The sequence below is a fragment of the Pseudomonas sp. JC1203 genome, assembly GCF_056175065.1.
The window spans coordinates 85,864-103,953 of sequence record NZ_JBWCAM010000007.1 but is presented as its reverse complement, the minus strand read 5'-3'; the positions used below and the strand labels follow the sequence as shown (position 1 = coordinate 103,953).

Genomic DNA, 18,090 nt, shown 5'->3' with positions numbered 1-18,090 from the left:
ACGTTAGCCCCCAGGCTCAACGGTCACTGCCTCATGAGGAGGCGGTGAAGGAAATGACTGTTCTAGGGAAGCTCCATGACTCACCTCTTCAAGAAAACCGGGTTGGCGTTGCTCATCAGCGCCGCTGCCGCCAGCCAGGCGCTGGCGCAGACTTATGATGTAAGCCAGGGGGCCACGGTGATTTCCGGCACCGTCAGCGACGGCTTGACGCTGACGGGGCAACGCACCCAGGCCAGCGCCACCGAGACCTTCGGGGAGAAGGTTTCCGGCCTCACCCTGCAAGGCTCACTGGTGAACCAGGCGAACTACACCTTCGACAAGGGCGGCGAGCTGACTGGCCTGGGCGTGGACTCCGGCCCGCAGCTGACGGCGAACTACCCCGCCAGCACCATCACCGGTGATGTCATCAACAGCGGCACGCTGACGGCCACCGCAGGTACCGGCATGGAAGCCTTCGAGATCGGCCATGCCACTATCCAGGGCTCGCTGATCAACAGCGGCGTCATCCGCATCCAGAACGTCGATGAAGCCGAAGGCATGTACGTGCACGGCGCAACCATTACCGGCGACCTGGTCAACAAGGGCACGATTGACATACAGGGCCAGTACGAAACAGGCATGATCCTGGACTGGGATTGGGCGCGCATGACCACCGTCGGTGGCACGCTGCTCAACAGCGGCACTATCCATGTGACGGGGGTGGAATCCACGGGCATCGACCTGGAAACCGTCACCAACCCCCTGCATATCCAGAACACTGGCCTGATCCAGGTCGAAGGCGGCGACAGCAAGGGCTTTGCCCTCTACGACAACGTGGTGATCGACAGCCTGAAGAACAGCGGCCAGGTTATTGTCACCGGTGCCGACAGCACCGGCATCTGGGTCGACGGGACAACGTTCGGCGCCAGCGGCATCATCAACACCGGCACCGTCCAGGCCGACGACACCGCCATCAGCATCAGCAGCGCCACCCCGGCCCTGGTCATCAACCAGCAAGGCGGCCTGATCAGAGGCGCCACCGCTATCGACGGCGGTGGCCAGGCCAGCCTGAACTGGACCGGCGGCGCCATCGCCGGCGACCTGCAGAACCTCACCGGCATCAGCGTCAACGGCCAGGCCGATTACCTGGGCGGCACCATCGTCAGCAACGTCGCGGTCAATGGCGGTTCGCTGAACTTCAAGCAGCAGGGCACCACCGTCAACGGTGACCTGAGCGTGGCGAGCGGCGCGGGTGTAGACCTGCAGCTGAGCGACAGCGTAGTGCCGACCACGGCCTACCTGACCGTCAACGGCAACGCCAACTTCGCCCAGGGTTCCAAGGTGACTGTCAGCGCCACCCCAAGCGACTTCACCGCCACGGCAGCTGGCACCCAGTACCAGTTGATCAAGGCCAACGCCATCAACAACAGCGGCCTGAGCGTGGCCAGCAGCTCGGCGCTGCTCAACGTCGCCAGCTACAACGTCGACGGCCAGACCGTCAGTGCGCTGGTCACCCTGAAAAGCGACGACCAGGTCAGCCAGGACCTGGGTACCCAGCCGGGCAACCAGCAGGTGGGCGGGGTGTTGAACCCGTTCAAGAACAGCGTGCTGGGCCAGTTGGGCAGCGACGACAAGGTGTTCCAGGCGTTCGCCAACACCGCGGACGAAGCCCAGTTGGCGAAGCTGGCCAAGAGCCTGGCGCCGCAGGTCAACCGTGGCGGTGTGGATGCCGCCGTCAGCGGCCAGGCGCTGGCCAATAGCGCGGTGTTCAGCCGCGTGTCGGGGCTGCGCTCGGGGCTGTCGTCCGGTGATGTGCTGAGCGACACCGGCGTGTGGGTACAGGCCCTCAACAGCAACATGAACCAGGACAGCCGCGACGGCGTCAGCGGCTATTCGGCCAACGCCAGCGGCATCGCCGTGGGCGCCGACGGCAAGCTGAACGGCAACACCACCGTGGGCCTGGCTTACTCCTACCTGAACACCAACGTCGGTTCCGACGACGGCAACAAGACCGACGTGCAGGGCAACGCGCTGACGCTGTACGGCAGCTGGGACCTGGATCAATGGTTCGCCGACGGTTCGGTCAGCTACGGCCATAACGACAACGACAGCAAGCGCTACATCGCCGGCACCCAGGCCAAGGGCAGCTACGATAGCGACGTGCTGAGCCTCAATGCCCTGGCCGGCTACACCTTCACCCTCAACCAGCACATGCAGTTCGAACCACGGGTGGCCGCGCGTTACTCCAACGTGCAGATCGACGGCTTCGACGAGCACGGCTCCTCGGCAGCGCTGCACAACAGTGCCCAGCGCTTCGAGATCGGCGAACTGGGCGCCGGTGCGCGGTTGATCGGCGACCTGCCGCTGGCCGGTGGCAACCTCAAGCCCGAGGTAACCCTGATGGCCTACCATGACCTGATCGGCGACCGTGTGAACCAGACTTCCAGCTTCGAGCTGGGCGGTTCCTCGTTCGTGGTCAGCGGTGCTTCGCCGGTGCGTGACAGCTACGAGGGCAGCGTTGGCCTGAACTACCAGATCAACGCCGTCACCGTGGGCGCCAGCTACAACTACCAGAGCAAAACCGGCTTCGATGCCAATACCGTGCTGTTCAAGGCCCGTTATGACTTCTGATGCCACAAGGAAGATGATGTAAATGAAATGGGCGATGTCGCTGTGCGTGCTGGTCCTGGCCGGTTGTGTTGGCCGGGTTGATCTCGACCAGGCCAGCGCCGGTTCGGCGCTGGTGCCGGGCACCCTGGCGACTCGCCCCTACCCGCTGGCGGCATTGTTGCCGCCGGCGCGGTCCTATTCCCGGTTGCGCGTGTACATCGAAGGCGACGGCCATGCCTGGGCCACGCGCAGCCAACCCAGTACCGACCCCACGCCGGCGGCCTCGTTGATGGTGCCGTTGGCGCTGGCCGATTCGCAGCCCAGTGCCTACCTGGCGCGGCCTTGCCAATACGTGCAGGCGCCGGGCTGCGTGGCGGCGTTGTGGACCGACCAGCGTTTCGACCAGGCGCAGATGCAGCTGATGAACGCTGCCCTGGACCGTCTTAAACAGCGCTACAACGTGCGGTCGTTTGAATTGATCGGTCATTCCGGCGGCGCCGCGGTGGCCTTGGTGCTGGCCGGCATGCGTGATGACGTGGTGCAGGTGCAGACCCTGGCCGGCAACCTCGACCCGGCCTATTGGGCGACGCTGCAACACCTGAGCCCGCTGCCGAATGCGGTCACGCCCTTGATGTACCGCCAGCGCCTGCAGGGCATTGCCCAACGGCACTTCGTGGGCGACCAGGATACCGTGGTGCCGCCAGCCGTAGCGGCCCATTACCTGCAGGCCCTGCCAGGCCGCTGTGTGGAAGTGGTGCACGTGGCAGCCGGCCACGCCCAAGGCTACGACACGGCATGGCATGACCACGCCAACCAACCCATCCACTGCGCCCCGTAGCAGCTGCCGCAGGCGGCGTCCCGCCCCGGCGCGGTGTGCCTGAAAAACGCGGCGCCTGCGGACGCGGCCTGCGGCCGCTGCTACGAGGGTTGGTGTGGGCTAGCGGCGCGCCAGGCGCTCGTGGTCCAGCACGCTCTGGGTGGTCGCCTCGTAGTGCGCGCGCAGCAGTTCGCAGGCGCGGCCCACATCCTTGCTCAAGCAGGCGTGCAGCAACTGCCGGTGCTCGCCGGGGATGTCGCGTTTGGCCGCGTCAGGGTAGTGCACCGCCAGCATGCGGTAGCGTGCGGTCTGGTCGCGCAGGGTGGTGGCGAAGCGCTGCAGCCACGCCGAGCGGGACCCGGCAATCAGCGCGCTGTGAAAGGCGTTGTGCGCCTCTTCCCATTCCGGGCGCATGGCGCGCTCGGGCCCTGTCACCAGTTCCAGCCGGTCAAGGCGGTGGTGGGCGGCGATCAGCTGGGTTTCCCATTCCACGTCGCCCTGCAGAATCGACTCGGCCAGCGCCTTGGTCTCGATGTGCAGGCGTGCGTTGGTGATATCGCGGATTTCTTCGGCGGAGATCTGCCCCACGCGAAAACCCTTCTGGTCTTCCACGGTGATGAAACCGATGGCCGCCAGCCGCGACAGCGCCTCGCGCAGCGGGATGACCCCGGCATCGTACGACTCGGCCAGTTCCTTGAGCCGCAGCTTGCTGCCAGGCGCCAGCCGGCCGTTGATGATGTCCTGGCGCACGCGCACTTCCAGCTGCGAGGCCATGGTGCGCTTGTCGCCGCTTTCAGCCGCCGGGGGCCAGGGGAGGGGAAGGTTCACGGTGGGCCGGTTCCTGTGTGGGTCGCCTGAGCCGACAGCATACCCCATCACCCATAAAATATATATTCCTGCGCGCGAATGTATATCTGTTGGGCATACGGACATGCATTTGGTCGACTTTGGTCTTAAAAAATATAAATTATCGTTGACCGTATATTTTTTCAGGCCTACCTTGGCCCCATCGGCAGGCGCCCGAAGGTCGGGCCGCCGACCCACAACAAGAGGTGTTTTTCCATGCGCTATGTTCATTTCATGTATCAAGGCCAGGCCACCCTGGGTGTGCGCACCGAAGCCGGCGTGCGGGTGCTGGGCCATGAGCCCCTGGAGGCCCTGCTCAAGCGCGGCGTGGACCTTTCCACCTACGGCGCCGAGGCAACCGGCCCGGTGGTTGCGGTGGGCGAGCACGACTACCTGCCGCTGCTGCGCGAACCCGGCAAGATCGTCTGCGTGGGCCTCAACTACGCGGACCACACCAAGGAATCGCCGTACGCCCAGCCCGATTACCCGACCCTGTTCCCGCGCTTCAATTCCAGCCTGATCGGCCACAACCAGCCGCTGGTCCGGCCGAAGGTGTCCGACACCCTGGACTACGAAGGTGAGATGGCCGTGGTGCTGAAAAGCGGCGGCCGCCACATCGCCAAGGCCGACGCGCTCAAGCACGTGGCCGGCTACGCGCTGTTCAACGAAGGCTCGGTGCGCGAGTACCAGTTCAAGTCGCCGCAGTGGACCGTTGGCAAGAACTTCGATGACACCGGCGCCTTCGGCCCGGACCTGGTGACCGCCGACGAGCTGCCCGAAGGCGGCAAGGGCCTGCTGCTGCAGACCAAGGTCAACGGCAAGGTGGTGCAGTCGGTGAACACCAGTGACATGCTGTTCGACGTGGCTACCATAATCTCCACCCTCAGCCAGGCCGTGACCCTGGGCGCCGGCGACGTGATCGTCAGCGGCACCCCGGCAGGCGTCGGTTTCGGCATGAACCCCAAGGTGTACCTGAAGGCGGGTGACGTGGTGGAAGTGTCCATCGAGGGCATCGGCAGCCTGGTCAACCCGGTGGTCGACGAGGCCTGAACCCAGGCCCCGGCCCAGCTACAGGGGCGCGGCCCACACCCAGGGCCGCGCCACGAAAAACAACAATAAACGGAGGCGATCATGACCCGCGAAACCCGTGGCGTGCATTCGATCGATCACTACGCGCTGTATGTGCCGTCCTTACCCCAGGCACAGCATTTTTTTGAAAGCTTCGGCCTTGACGTGCAGGCCAGCGACGGCCAGTTGCTGCTGCGCGCCGGCGATGGCCGCACCTGGGCACGCATCCTGCCGGGCGCGGCCAAGTCCCTGGCCTGGCTGAGCTTCAACTGCCACGAGCACGACTACCTGGCCTTGCGCCGCCAGGTCGAGGCCGCCGGTGCCACCTTCGAGGACGGCGATGGCGTGGGGTGCTGGTTCCGCGACCCGCACGGCAACCTGTTGCAGATCAAGGTCGGCGACAAGACCATGCCCAACTGCAAGGCCACGGCCCCGCACACCAGTGCCTACGGGCGCGTGCGTGGCGTGGGCACCCGCGACCAGCTGCCGCGCATCACCCCGGCGCGGCTGTCCCACGTGCTGCTGTTTTCACCCGACGTGCTGGCGTCCATCGACTTCTATGAACAGGCCCTGGGCCTGCGGCTGTCGGACAAGTCCCAGGACATCATCGCGTTCATGCATGCCACCCACGGCTGCGACCACCACCTGGTGGCGTTCGCCAAGAGCAGCGCCAAGGGCTGGCACCATGCCGCCTGGGAAGTGGGCAGCATCGACCAGGTGGGCGTCGGCGCCACGCAAATGGCCAGCGCCGGCTACCACGACGGCTGGGGCACCGGCCGCCACGCCCTGGGTTCGAACTACTTCCACTACGTGCGCGACCCGTGGGGCTCGTTCTGCGAGTACTCCGCCGACATGGACTTCATCGCCGAAGGCGTGACCTGGCCGACCGGCGACTTCCACCCGGAAAACTCCCTGTACCTGTGGGGGCCCGACGTGCCCGAACACTTCATCTTCAATACTGAAGCAGGAGCTGCGCAATGACCAAGACTGTTGATGTGGCCATTGTCGGCTACGGCCCGGTGGGCCAGACCCTGGCGATTGTGCTGGGCAACCTGGGTTACAGCGTGGCCGTGTACGACCGCTGGACCTCGCTGTACCCACTGCCGCGCGCGGTGTTCCATGACCACGAAATCCGCCGCATCTTCCGCCTGATGGGGCTGGAGCAGGACCTGCTGCCCATTTCCCAGCCGTCGGCCTGCTACCAGTGGTTCAACGCCGACTGGCAGACCCTGGTGGAGATTGACTGGTCGGCCGAGTCCATCAGCGACGGGCCGTTCGGTTACCTGTTCAACCAGCCCGCGCTGGAAGCGGTGCTCGACGGCCGCGCCAAGGCCCTGCCGAATGTGCAGGTGCACCAGGGCTGGGAAGCGGTAGGGCTGCGCCAGTTCGACGGCGGTTGCGAGCTGTCGATGCAGCGCTCGGCGCGTGCCGAACACCCCGAGGAAACCTGCCAGGTGCGGGCCCGCTACGTGATCGGTGCCGACGGCGCCAACAGTTTCGTGCGCCGCGAGCAGGGCATTGCCTGGCATGACCTGGGCTTCGAGGAAGACTGGCTGGTGGTGGACCTGCAGCCCAACCCCGGCGTCACCCTGGACGTGCCGGACATTGGCCAGTGGTGCAACCCCGCGCGGCCGACCACCATGGTGCCAGGCGGGCCGGGCTACCGGCGCTGGGAGTTCATGCGCCTGCCCCACGAAAGCCTTGAAGACCTGCAGGATACCGCCAAGGTCTGGGAGCTGCTGGCACCTTGGGTAAACCCAGGCACCGCGACCCTGGTACGCCATGCGGTGTACCAGTTCCGCTCGCGCATCGCCGAGCGCTGGCGCAATGGCCGGGTGCTGCTGGCCGGCGATGCCGCGCACCTGATGCCGCCGTTCATGGGGCAGGGCATGTGCTCGGGCATCCGCGATGCCTGGAACCTGTCGTGGCGCCTCGACCTGGTGCTGCGCGGGGCCTGTGACGAGCGGTTGCTGGACAGCTACACCCCCGAGCGCAAACCGCAGATCCGCGCGGTGATCGACGCCTCGGTGGCCATGGGCAAGGTGGTGTGCGTGTCCGACCCTGAAGCTGCCGCCGAGCGTGACCGCGCCTTCCTGGCCGGTGAAGTGCCGCCGCTGGCGCCGTTCCCGGGCCTCACCGGTGGCCTCATCCACACGGCCGCCGACGGCAGCCCGCTGGGCCTGGCCGGCAGCCTGGGGGTGCATGGCAGCATCGAGGTGGACGGCGTGGTGGCGCGCTACGACGAGCTGTTCGGCCGCGGTTTCCACCTGGTGGTGATTGGCGACCGCGACCCGCTGGCGCTGATCAGTCGTGAACAGCGCGACGCCCTGGCGGCCATCGGCCTGCGGGTGATTCGCCTGGCGCCGCAAGGGCAGGGCGGTTACGTCGACCACAGCGGCAAGTACCACCGTTTCATGCAGGACAACGGGGTAACGGCGATGCTGGTGCGCCCGGACTTCTACCTGTTCGGCGCGGTGGCGCAGGTGGCCGAGGTGCCGGCGTTGCTGGCAGACCTGCTGGCGCAACTGCACCTGGGCGTGCGCACCCCCGAAGCCGCCCTGTAGCAGCGACATCCTGTGGGAGCTGGCTTGCCAGCGAGTTGTTGGGGCCATGAAAGCTCGCTGGCAAGCCAGCTCCCACAAGACAGTTGCTGCTACGGGCGGTCGCGCATGAAAAAACCGGCCACGTACTTGCGGAAGGTGTCCAGGCTCTTGAAGTCGGCCAGGCGCTTGAAGGTCTCGCTGCTGGGCTCCGGGCCCAGCGGCTGTTTCATCAGCGACACCGACAGCACCCGGTCCAGGTCCGAAGTCAGCACCAATTCATCCATCACGTCGCCGCCAATCACCGGCCGGCGCATGATCACCTGCACCCCCTTGCCGGCCATCCAGTCAATCAACCCCACCAGCAGCTTCAACGGTTCGCGCTCTTCCTCGCGCAGCACCGGGAACAGGTGCGCCCGCGACAGCACCGGCACGGTGGCCACGTGGACCATCTCGTAATAGTGGCTGCCGGCCGTGGTGGGCGAGTACAGCGCCAAGGCCAGCAACGGCCCGCTGGTGCGTTCACCGCCCCATAGCCAGTGGTGGCCCTGGAAGTCGAAGCCGTTGTCGCTGCGGCCGTTGAACACTTTGCGCGTGCGCACCTCGTTGACGCAGTCCAGCAGCAGCCCGTAGCGGCGTTGGCTACCGAACGCCGAGGAGTCCTTGAGGCGCGCCTTGAGCATCATCATGTGCTTCATGTCGATGCGCGTTTCCAGGTAGTTGCTGGCCGGTACCCGCTCCACCAGCGGGTAGCGCGCGGCCACCCCGCGCAGGTCGGCGAACTGCTGGGTCAGGTCCTTCTTCAAATGGGTGGCGTAGACATTGAGGCCCGAGGCCTCGATCAGCGTCACCAGCAGCGACAGCAGGCGGTGCTGCTCCTTGCGCGTGCTGGCGCCGCTGGCAGCGCCTGGGCCCTCGGCGCCGCCGGCCGGGCGGAACTCGCCGATCAGCCGCAGCGGCACGTCCGGCGCCAGCCAGGCGGCCGGCGGCTCGTCGCGCTCGGCGCTGCTGCCCGGCTCGCGGTCATCCTTGATGAAGGGACACTCGAGGTGATGCTCCGGGGTGCCCGGGTTGTTCTTCAGGAACAGCGTGCCGGTGCTGCTGTTGAGAGTCACGTTCATCACCGGCATCGCGTCCTGGCGGCAGTCGCAAGCCAGCCATTGGCCCTGGCCGCGCACCTTCATCAGCCACTGGTTGGCCTGCAACAGGCGGTGCCCGTCGAGGCTGCCCTGCACGAAACCTTCTACCAATACCTGCTCGGCGGGTGTGAGGGTGCGCACCAGTGCGCCGTTTTTTTCAATGATTCGCATAACGGGTCAGGCAGGTCCCTGGCCAAACATGGCCGCTGCACGTTGATGGATTTGCTCGGGCGTCAGGTCTTCCTTGTGGGTGGCCACGAACCAGACATTGCCGAACGGATCGCGCAGTGTACCTGAGCGGTCGCCATAGAACTGATCCTTCACTTCATACACCTGGGTGGCGCCCGCAGCCAAGGCCTGGGCGAACACCGCGTCGGCGTCCTGCACGTACAGGTGCAGGCCCACCGGCGCCTTGTGCTCACCGGCAATGGGCCCCAGCGGGCCCTGGTCGCAGGTGTCGGCGAGCATCAGCGCGCAATCGCCGATGCGCAGTTCGGCATGGCCCACTTGCCCGCCGGGCGCCTCCAGGCGGAACACCTCGGTGGCGCCGAAGGCCTTCTGGTAGAACTCGATGGCCTTGGCCGCGCCATCCAGGGCGAGGTAGGCGGTGATGCTGTGTTGTCCATCGGGGATTGCTTTGACGGCCATTTCCTTCCTCCTGTGCCGGCCCATCGCGCGGCAGTGAATGAGCAGGGAACAACCCCTTCAGTGTAGAGCACCCGCATGAATGGCTAGCATTAGATGCAAAATAATCATATTAGGTTATGTCTAAAATGAATTTCACAAATGACGTGCGGGTAGTTAGCTTATAAGCATTGGTTTCTACAGGCCATTTACATATAACCGCTTCCCAGGAGATTGCCTTGCGCACATTAGTCAAACTGGCCGCCGCCGCGCTGGCCGCGTCCATCAGCCTGGGCGCCTCGGCCCTGACCCTGACCGTGGGTGACCAGAGCTACAACACCCGCGCCGTGATGGACGCTGCCGGCGTGCTCAACGACCTGCCCTATACCCTGGAGTGGAAGCAGTTCACCGCCGGTTCGCCGGTGGCCGAAGCGTTGAACGCCGGCAGCCTGGACCTGGGCCTGCTGGGCGACGCGCCGCCGCTGTTCCTCGGCGCCCTGGGCGCGCCCATCAAGGTGATTGCAGTAACCCAGCAGAGCCTCGACGGCGTCGCCATCGTGGTCGGCAAGAATTCGCCCATCAAGACCATCGCCGACATCCGCGGCAAGCGCGTGGCCATCTGGAAGGGCTCGTGGAGCCAGCAACTGCTGTTCAGCGCCTTGGACAAGGCCGGCGTGCCGCGCGATGCCGTGGACATCCGTTACCTCAGCGCCCTCGACGCCTCCCACGCGCTGGACGGCGGCAGCGTCGACGTCATCGCCACCTGGGAACCCTACGTCACCCAGCAGGAGCGTGCCGGTGGCCGCGTGATCGCCACCGCCCAGGGGCTGATTCCGGCCCAGAGTTTCGTGGTCGCCAACGAGCATTCACGCGAGGAAAAACGTGCCGCCATCAACGACTTCCTGCAACGCCTGAAAAAGGCCCGTGAATGGAGCGTCAGCGACCCGGCCCACAACGAGGCCTACGCCGACGCCTGGGCCGAGCGCACCCGCGCCGACAAGGACATTGCCCGTGCCTGGTTCAGCCGCGCCAAGACCGACGTCGGCCCGGTGACCGCGCAGAACATCGCCGCCGCCCAGCAGACCATCGACTTCTTCAGCGGCCTGGGGCTGATCAAGTCCTACCCGGCCGCCAGCCTGTTCGACACCTCCTTCAACGCTGCCGTGCAGCAACCCGCCACGGCCCAGGCCGCGCCATAACCCTGCAAGGATCGTCGCCATGAGCACCCGCACCCTGAAACTCGGCGCCCTGACCATGGGCGTTGGCGGCCCCGGCCGCCACAACCTGTGGCTGGACCCCGAACTGCCGGCCGACGCCAGCGTCAACATCGACTGGTACATCGACATCGCCCGCCAGGCGGAAGCCGCGCTGTTCGACCTGATTTTCATCGTCGACAGCCAGTTCATCACCCCCGGCTCGCCACCCCATTACCTCAACCGCCTGGAGCCGCTGACGCTGCTGTCGGCGCTGGCCGTGACCACCCGCCATATTGGCCTGGTGGGCACCCTGACCACCTCGTACAACGAGCCGTTCAACGTGGCCCGGCGCCTGGCCTCGCTGGACTTGATCAGCAAGGGCCGCGCCGGCTGGAACGTGGTCACCAGCGGCGACGCCGGCACTGCCGGCAACTATGGCCGCGACGAGCACTACGATTACGACACCCGCTACGGCCGCGCCAAGGAACACGTGCAGGTAGTGCAGGGCCTGTGGCAAAGTTGGGAAGACGACGCCTTTGTGCGTGACCGCAGCACCGGCCGCTATTTCGACCCGGCCAAGCTGCACGCGCTGAACCACAAGGGCGAGCATTTTTCCGTGGTGGGGCCGCTCAACCTGCAGCGTTCGCCCCAGGGCCAGCCGGTGATTTTCCAGGCCGGCGACTCGGAGCAGGGCAGGGAGCTGGGCGCGGCCATTGCCGACGTGGTGTTCACCCACGCACCCAGCCTGGAACAAGGCCAGGCGTTCTACCGCGAGATAAAGGAACGCGCCGTGCGCCAGGGCCGCGACCCGGAACAGGTGCTGGTGCTGCCGGGTGCCGAGGTGTTCGTGGGCGACACCGACGAGCAGGCGCGGGCGCTGGAGCGTCATTACCATGACAGCGATCACAGCTTCGAGCAGGCGCTGCTGGAGTTCGGCCGTTCATTCGGCTGGCATGACTTCAGCCATTACGACCTCGACGCGCCATTCCCGGCCCAGGCCCTGGAGTTTGCCCGCAGCAGCTTCTTCACCGTGGCCAAGCGCATCACCGACAACGCCGTGGCCGCCAACCTCACCCTGCGCCAGGCCGTGCAGGCCTCGCGCCAACTGCGCCCCGGCGCCTTCGTGGGCACCGCCGAAACCGTGGCGGCGAAGATGGCCGAATGGTTCGAGGCGCGGGCGGTGGACGGCTTCAACATCTACATTGGCCACCCGGGGCAGTTCCGCCGCTTTACCCAGGAGGTGGTGCCGCTGCTGCAGGAACGCGGTGTGTACCGGCGCGAATACCCCGGCACCACCCTGCGCGAAAACCTGGGCCTGGCCATCCCCCGCAACCCACGCTAATTCCCCCGTAGCAGCGGCCGCAGGCCGCGTCCCGGCCCAACCCGGTGCGCCAGGCACCCCGCCGGACGCAGCCTGCGGCAGCTGCTACGGGCATGTATAAGGCATCAACAGCGCCATCAATCCTCCTGGCACCCCCTGCAAACGGCATTACTATGGAAAGTGCCACCGCCCCAGGAGGACTCCCATGGCTCAGCCCCTCACCGTCAGCGACACCGAATGGCATGCTCGCTGTGAGCTTGCCGCGCTGTACCGCATGATCGCCCATTTTCGCATGACCGACCTGATCGACACGCACCTGACCCTGCGCGTGCCAGGCCCCGAGCATCATTTCCTGATCAACCGCTACGGCGTGCTGTTCGACCGCATGCGCGCCAGCGACCTGGTGCTCATCGACCAGCACGGCAAGGCCGTGGACCCGGCCTGTGCGCAGGTGCCTGTGAACGCTGCAGGCTTCGTCATCCACTCGGCCATCCACATGGCACGCCCGGACCTGGCCTGCGTGATTCACACCCACACCGCCGCCGGCATCGCCGTGTCGGCCCAGGAGCAGGGCCTGCTGCCCATCAGCCAGCACGCGTTGAAGTTCTACGGCAAGCTGGCGTACCACACCTACGAAGGCATCGCCTTGTCCCTGGACGAGCGCGAGCGGCTGATTGCCGACCTGGGCCCGCACCGCGCGATGATTTTGCGCAACCATGGCCTGCTGGCCGGTGGCGGCAGCGTCGCCGAAGCGTTCCACGAAATTCATTTCCTGGAGCGCGCCTGCCAGGCCCAGGTGCAGGCGTTGGCGGGCGGCAGCAAGCTGGTTTACCCGGCGCCGGAGGTGTGTGCACACACGGCGAAACAATTCGAAAGCGACGGCGTCGAGCAGATCATCAACATGGCATGGGCGGCGGCGTTGACCCTGATCGAGGATCAGCGCGCCTCCTACTGCTCCTGACAATTCAGGTCACACTTCGGTGCCTGCCCCAAGGGGAAGGTTCACGTAGGCTTACGGTTCTTCGCCTATAAGAACAAAGGTAAGCGCTTGTGAGAATGTTCCCCTTGGTAGCCGGGTTGCTGGCCGGCCTATCGTTGCCGGCCAGTGCCGCTGACTTGATCGAATTCTGGGACACTGCCCCCCGTCACGGCGGCAACAGCTTCAACCGCCTGCCACCCACTGCCGAGTATTACCAGGCCCTGGGCGGCTATGGCGCCGGCTGGGTGCGGCTGTCCTGGGACAAATGGCAGACCGGCGGGCGCGACTTCCTGCTGGGCAGCGCCGACCATTACGACGGGCTGGTCGAAAATGACCTGCGCACCCTCATCTCCAGTCTCGACCGCGCCCACGCGGCGGGCCTCAAGGTGGTGATCACACCGCTGTCCCTGCCCGGCATGCGCTGGTCGCAGAACAACGGCGACCGTTTCGATGACCGCCTGTGGCAGGACAAGGCCTGGTGGGCGCAAAGCGCCGCCTACTGGCGCGACCTGGCCGCGGCCCTCAAGGACCACCCGGCGGTGGCTGGCTACAACCTGATCAACGAGCCGGCCCCGGAAAAGCGCGGCGGCCTGCTGGAGCACGCCGGTGCCGCCGCGATGCACGCCTGGTACGCCAAGGCCCAAGGCACCGCACGCGACCTGCCAGCGTTCTATGAACAACTGGTGACCGCCGTGCGCGAGGTGGACCCGCACACCCCCATCATGCTCGACGCCGGCTGGTACGCCGCCGCCGACAGTTTCGAATACTGGCCCAAGGCCCTGAGCGACACGCGCCTGCTGTACAGCGTGCACATGTACGAGCCCTACGAGGCCACCAGCGCGCCGAACATCAAGCGCGCCACGCCCTATGCCTATCCCGGCCCGGCGCCCTTTGCCGGCCAGTCACTGACCTGGAACGCCCAGCGCGTCGCCAGCTACCTGCAACGGCCGCTGGCCTGGGCCGAGCGGGCAGGGGTGCCGCGCCAGCGCCTGGTGGTGGGCGAATTCGGCTGCATGCGCCAGCTGCCCGGTTGCCGCCAGTACCTGGAGGACGTGTTGACGGTGCTGGACCGCCAGCAGGTGCACTGGGCGTTCTACAGCTTCCGCGAAGACAGCTGGGACGGCATGGACTACGAACTGGGCAGCGCCAAGGTGCCGTGGCGCTACTGGCAGGCCATCGACAAGGGCGAACCCGACCCGCTGCCACGCCAGCCCACCGCGGAATTCGAGCCGATCCTGCGGCGCCTTGCCGCACCTTCGGCCTCCTAGGCGGCAAAGGCGCCAAGACGCGCTTGCCGCAGGCCATCTGGCGCCGTATCTTTGTCGCCTGATCAACGAATTGAATCCTTGCGATCATCTGTAGAGGGCATCATGAGCGGCGCTGGCATAAACTGGGACACCCTGGGTTTCGACTACATCAAGACTGATCTGCGCTTCCTGGCCACCTGGCGCGACGGCGCCTGGCAGGAAGGCACCCTGACCGAAGACAACGTCCTGCACATTGCCGAAGGTTCGACCGCCATTCATTACGGCCAGCAGTGCTTCGAGGGCCTCAAGGCCTACCGCTGCAAGGACGGCTCGATCAACCTGTTCCGCCCGGACCAGAACGCCGCCCGCATGCAGCGCAGCTGCTCGCGCCTGCTGATGCCGCACGTGCCAACCGACATGTTCATCGAGGCCTGCAAGCAGGTCGTTCGTGCCAACGAGAAGTTCATCCCGCCGTACGGTTCGGGCGGCGCCCTGTACCTGCGCCCGTTCGTCATCGGCGTGGGTGACAACATCGGCGTGCGCACCGCACCCGAGTTCATCTTCTCGGTATTCGCCGTGCCGGTGGGTGCCTACTTCAAGGGCGGACTGAAGCCGCACAACTTCTCCATCTCCACCTACGACCGCGCCGCCCCACAAGGCACCGGCGCCGCCAAGGTGGGTGGCAACTACGCTGCCAGCCTGCTGCCGGGTGCCGATGCCAAGAAGCATAACTTCGCCGACTGCATCTACCTGGACCCGCTGACCCACTCGAAAATCGAGGAAGTCGGTTCGGCCAACTTCTTCGCCATCACCGAGAACAACGAGTTCGTCACGCCCAAGTCGCCGTCGGTACTGCCAGGCATCACCCGCCTGTCGCTGATGGAACTGGCGGAAACCCGCCTGGGCCTGAAAGTGGTGGAAGGCGACGTGTTCGTCGACCAGTTGGGCCAGTTCAAGGAAGCCGGCGCCTGCGGTACCGCCGCGGTCATCTCGCCCATCGGCGGCATCCAGTACAACGACAAGCTGCACGTGTTCCACAGCCTGGAAAGCGTGGGCCCGGTGACCGTGAAGCTCTACAACGAGCTGACCGGCATCCAGCACGGCGACGTTGAAGCGCCAGCGGGCTGGATCGTCAAGGCCTGATGTAGACCCGTAGCAGCGGCCACCAGGCCGCGTCCGGGGCCAACTTCGCGCTGGCGCCGGACGCGGCCGGGCGGCCGCTGCTACGGGGTTACGCGGTGACCCGGCCGGTGACGAAATGGCCGGGGTCGTTGTAACCCGGCGTCGACGGATGCCCCGGCGTTACCAGGCTGTCGATGAACGCTTCATCTTCCGCCGTGATCTTCACCTCCAGCGCGCCGCTGTAGGTATCCCATTGCGCCTCGGTGCGCGGCCCGACGATGGCCGAGCTGACCAGCTGGTTGTTCAGCACCCAGGCAATCGCAAACTCGACAATCCCCACGCCCTTGGCGGCCGTATATTCCTGAATCTTGCGGGCAATGTGCAGCGACTCGTCGCGCCATTCGGTCTCCAGGATGCGCTTGTCCTGGCGCGCGGCGCGGCTGCCGGCCTCGGGCGCCTTGCCTGGGGCGTACTTGCCGCTGAGCACGCCACGGGCCAGCGGGCTGAAGGGCACCACGCCCAGGCCATGGTAGGCTGCGGCGGTGAGCTGCTCGGTTTCCACCTGGCGGTTGACGATGTTGTACAGCGGCTGGCTGGCCACCGGTTTGTCCACGCCCAGGCGCTGGGCCACGTTGACGATCTCGGCCAGGCGCCAGCCACGGAAATTGGACACGCCCCAGTGGCGGATCTTGCCCTGGCGCAACAGGTCGCCGATGGCGCTGACGGTCACCTCCAGCGGCGTATTCAGGTCATCGCGGTGCAGGTAGTAGAGGTCGATGTAGTCGGTGCCCAGGCGGGTCAGGCTGGCTTCCACGCCGTTGAAGATATGCTTGCGGCTCAGGCCGCTGCGGTTAGGCACGCCATCGGCCGGGCCGAAGCCGACCTTGGTGGCCAACACCCAGTCATGACGGTTGCGGGCAATTGCCTCGCCGACGATTTCTTCGCTGCGGCCGCTGTTGTAGACGTCGGCGCTGTCGATGAAGTTGATGCCCTGGCCCCAGGCCTTGTCGATGATATGCAGGGCGTCCTCGGTGGCCGTCTGCTCGCCGAACATCATGGTGCCCAGGGTCAGGGCGGAGACTTTCAGGCCACTGTGGCCCAGTGCGCGGTAAATCATCGGTGGCATCCCTTTGCGATGGTGTGGGGGCAAAGGTACTGCAAGGGGGCAGGGTGCGCACCTGAAACCTGTGTGGGGGCCCTGACGCGGCCTTGCGGCCGCTGCTACAACGACGTCTTCCAACGATCCAGATGTAGGACATTTCTGATTTGCCAGGGTAAGGCCTCCGGTGTCTTGTGATGCCTGACCGGCGCGCTTACCCTCTTGCCACCTCTCGAATCCTGTCCTGCCCATGAGCAATGAAACTATCGAAGAAATCCTCGTCAGACTCGATTGCGAAGGCAAGCTGTGCCTCTTGGAAATTGCCGCCGACACTATAGCCTTATGTGCCTGGTGGCAACGACAAGAAATACGCGATTGCTGGATCTCAAGGCGTGTCTTTCGAAGTTGGGGCGGACCGTGGATGAAGTGACCGGGCCTGATTACGCACTCACGCAGGAAATAGTTCGCGTTTTATGTCGCTTGAACCGGGGCCGCTATGACGGAATAGCCTATGAATCGCGCCACCACCCCCAGGGGGCGTGCTATGCATTGTGGCTTATGCCGGAGGGCGCAGCGGTGGTGAAAACCTTGAAGATGACCAACTGTGCGGAGTTTGAGTCAAGGGACGAAGGTTCGGATTCAGTGATGGACGTGGAGGAAATGCTCACCGAAATACTGGGATACCGAGTCATTTGACCAAAGCATCCTTAGCCGCAGGGCTCATCAACTCGGCGTGCCGCTCATGAACAAACGAGCCTCGCGCAAGATGTCTCGAACAACCGACTCGGACGCCCCTTGTTTCAGCAGGGTGTAAGGTAGCCCCTGCTTACCATCACCCACGGCAATGGGATTCAGGAAAAACGTGCAGATGCTCTCGGCACTTTTGTCGCCCAAGGCTGCCAGCACTTCTTCAAGGCAAGGCAGTTTCCCTGCCTCGGTGAATTGAAATGCGGGGTAGCAGTAGTCGTTGCCCTCCTGAATGACCAGCAGTTTCCCTTTCTGCACATGGTTGTTCACCGTCTGCCTGCTGACCTGGAGAAGCTTCGCCACCGCCTGGGTCTTCAAAATGCCGCCGTGCTGTTCCAAGCCATCAAGGAACTCGATTTTAGCGGCAGCTCTTCTAGCGAGCTTGCGTGCTTCGCGCGATTCCTGTGCGCCGGTAATGGCACCACTGACGGCGAAGCGGCACAGCAGTTCGTTATCGGTGAGTGAGCCGACGTCGTCTAGCGTCTTGTTCTCGGCCCATTGGTCGAGCACATTCTTGACCAGTTTCAGGAGGCGAACGGATATGCCCGTCGCACCGGAGAAGGCTGCCGCCGTGCTCTCCAGTTCTTCGGTGATTTGCTGCAGCGGGCTCGCAAGCTTCATGGAGATGATCCTGCCTTGTTGACGTTTTAATTTAATACTTATTCTGTAAATCGTCAATCTTGATCATTGTTGCGCTACGAACAGCAGCGGCGCCCGTGAGGTCGAACGCCGCCCAGCGTGATGGTGTCAGGAACG

Annotated in this window: 16 protein-coding genes; 11 read left to right on the top strand and 5 right to left on the bottom strand. The window is 65.2% G+C overall.

All coding sequences use genetic code 11. From position 1 onward, the window contains the following. Positions 1 to 75 precede the first annotated feature (75 nt). Both AC0SZ7_RS12550 and AC0SZ7_RS12545 read left to right on the top strand, forming a co-directional pair. Complete coding sequence (locus tag AC0SZ7_RS12550) at positions 76 to 2,610, top strand: autotransporter family protein (RefSeq protein ID WP_475504705.1); 2,535 nt, start codon at positions 76 to 78, stop codon at positions 2,608 to 2,610. A gap of 22 nt (positions 2,611 to 2,632) precedes the next feature. Further along, positions 2,633 to 3,427, top strand: coding sequence for an alpha/beta fold hydrolase (locus AC0SZ7_RS12545; RefSeq protein WP_475504704.1), 795 nt, complete (start codon positions 2,633 to 2,635; stop codon positions 3,425 to 3,427). A 99-nt stretch (positions 3,428 to 3,526) separates the two neighbouring features. Here the strand turns inward: AC0SZ7_RS12545 and AC0SZ7_RS12540 are convergent, their stop codons facing one another. Further along, entirely contained in the window at positions 3,527 to 4,234 is a 708-nt protein-coding gene (locus tag AC0SZ7_RS12540; RefSeq protein WP_475504703.1) for a GntR family transcriptional regulator, read from the bottom strand. Positions 4,235 to 4,468: 234 nt separating this feature from the next. Here AC0SZ7_RS12540 and AC0SZ7_RS12535 point away from each other — a divergent pair, with 234 nt between their 5' ends. The 3 genes from AC0SZ7_RS12535 to mhpA all read left to right on the top strand — a co-directional run bounded on the left by AC0SZ7_RS12535 (position 4,469) and on the right by mhpA (position 7,884). Continuing rightward, positions 4,469 to 5,302, top strand: coding sequence for a fumarylacetoacetate hydrolase family protein (locus AC0SZ7_RS12535; RefSeq protein WP_475504702.1), 834 nt, complete (start codon positions 4,469 to 4,471; stop codon positions 5,300 to 5,302). Positions 5,303 to 5,383: 81 nt separating this feature from the next. After that, the gene (locus AC0SZ7_RS12530; RefSeq protein WP_475504701.1) at positions 5,384 to 6,301 is read left to right on the top strand and encodes a VOC family protein; all 918 of its coding nucleotides are present in this window, start codon (positions 5,384 to 5,386) and stop codon (positions 6,299 to 6,301) included. Then, positions 6,298 to 7,884, top strand: coding sequence for a bifunctional 3-(3-hydroxy-phenyl)propionate/3-hydroxycinnamic acid hydroxylase MhpA (gene mhpA, locus AC0SZ7_RS12525; RefSeq protein ID WP_475504700.1), 1,587 nt, complete (start codon positions 6,298 to 6,300; stop codon positions 7,882 to 7,884). The genes AC0SZ7_RS12530 and mhpA overlap by 4 nt, the downstream gene beginning before the upstream one ends. Before the next feature lie 89 nt (positions 7,885 to 7,973). On the opposite strand, the gene AC0SZ7_RS12520 is transcribed toward mhpA, so the two are convergent. Together AC0SZ7_RS12520 and AC0SZ7_RS12515 are read right to left on the bottom strand one after the other, a co-directional pair. Next, on the bottom strand, positions 7,974 to 9,170 hold the full coding sequence (locus AC0SZ7_RS12520; protein WP_475504699.1) for a hypothetical protein: 1,197 nt from the start codon (positions 9,168 to 9,170) through the stop codon (positions 7,974 to 7,976). 6 nt (positions 9,171 to 9,176) lie between these two features. Further along, on the bottom strand, positions 9,177 to 9,647 hold the full coding sequence (locus AC0SZ7_RS12515) for a VOC family protein (RefSeq protein WP_475504698.1): 471 nt from the start codon (positions 9,645 to 9,647) through the stop codon (positions 9,177 to 9,179). Positions 9,648 to 9,862: 215 nt separating this feature from the next. Here AC0SZ7_RS12515 and AC0SZ7_RS12510 point away from each other — a divergent pair, with 215 nt between their 5' ends. The 5 genes from AC0SZ7_RS12510 (at position 9,863) to AC0SZ7_RS12490 (ending at position 15,509) form a co-directional block, all read left to right on the top strand. Then, positions 9,863 to 10,822 carry an ABC transporter substrate-binding protein gene (locus AC0SZ7_RS12510; RefSeq protein WP_475504697.1) on the top strand — a complete coding sequence of 320 codons (960 nt, stop codon included), beginning with the start codon at positions 9,863 to 9,865 and terminating at the stop codon, positions 10,820 to 10,822. A 19-nt stretch (positions 10,823 to 10,841) separates the two neighbouring features. Beyond that, entirely contained in the window at positions 10,842 to 12,161 is a 1,320-nt protein-coding gene (locus AC0SZ7_RS12505; protein ID WP_475504696.1) for an LLM class flavin-dependent oxidoreductase, read from the top strand. Between the two features lie 184 nt (positions 12,162 to 12,345). Beyond that, on the top strand, positions 12,346 to 13,101 hold the full coding sequence (locus tag AC0SZ7_RS12500; RefSeq protein ID WP_475504695.1) for a class II aldolase/adducin family protein: 756 nt from the start codon (positions 12,346 to 12,348) through the stop codon (positions 13,099 to 13,101). Between the two features lie 95 nt (positions 13,102 to 13,196). Next, the gene (locus AC0SZ7_RS12495) at positions 13,197 to 14,387 is read left to right on the top strand and encodes a glycoside hydrolase family 5 protein (RefSeq protein ID WP_475504858.1); all 1,191 of its coding nucleotides are present in this window, start codon (positions 13,197 to 13,199) and stop codon (positions 14,385 to 14,387) included. Positions 14,388 to 14,489: 102 nt separating this feature from the next. Continuing rightward, positions 14,490 to 15,509 (top strand): branched-chain amino acid aminotransferase, encoded by a 1,020-nt coding sequence (locus AC0SZ7_RS12490; RefSeq protein WP_475504694.1) that lies wholly within the window; start codon positions 14,490 to 14,492, stop codon positions 15,507 to 15,509. A gap of 88 nt (positions 15,510 to 15,597) precedes the next feature. Here the strand turns inward: AC0SZ7_RS12490 and AC0SZ7_RS12485 are convergent, their stop codons facing one another. Beyond that, entirely contained in the window at positions 15,598 to 16,605 is a 1,008-nt protein-coding gene (locus AC0SZ7_RS12485; protein WP_475504693.1) for an aldo/keto reductase, read from the bottom strand. A 324-nt stretch (positions 16,606 to 16,929) separates the two neighbouring features. On the opposite strand from AC0SZ7_RS12485, the gene AC0SZ7_RS12480 reads away from it, so the two are divergent. Further along, a complete protein-coding gene (locus AC0SZ7_RS12480; RefSeq protein ID WP_475504692.1) occupies positions 16,930 to 17,283 on the top strand; it encodes an RES family NAD+ phosphorylase in 354 nt (117 codons plus the stop codon). A 27-nt stretch (positions 17,284 to 17,310) separates the two neighbouring features. Here AC0SZ7_RS12480 and AC0SZ7_RS12475 read toward each other — a convergent pair whose 3' ends face one another. Next, positions 17,311 to 17,955: a helix-turn-helix domain-containing protein gene (locus tag AC0SZ7_RS12475; RefSeq protein WP_475504691.1), complete on the bottom strand. Its 645-nt coding sequence runs from the start codon at positions 17,953 to 17,955 to the stop codon at positions 17,311 to 17,313. Positions 17,956 to 18,090 lie beyond the last annotated feature (135 nt).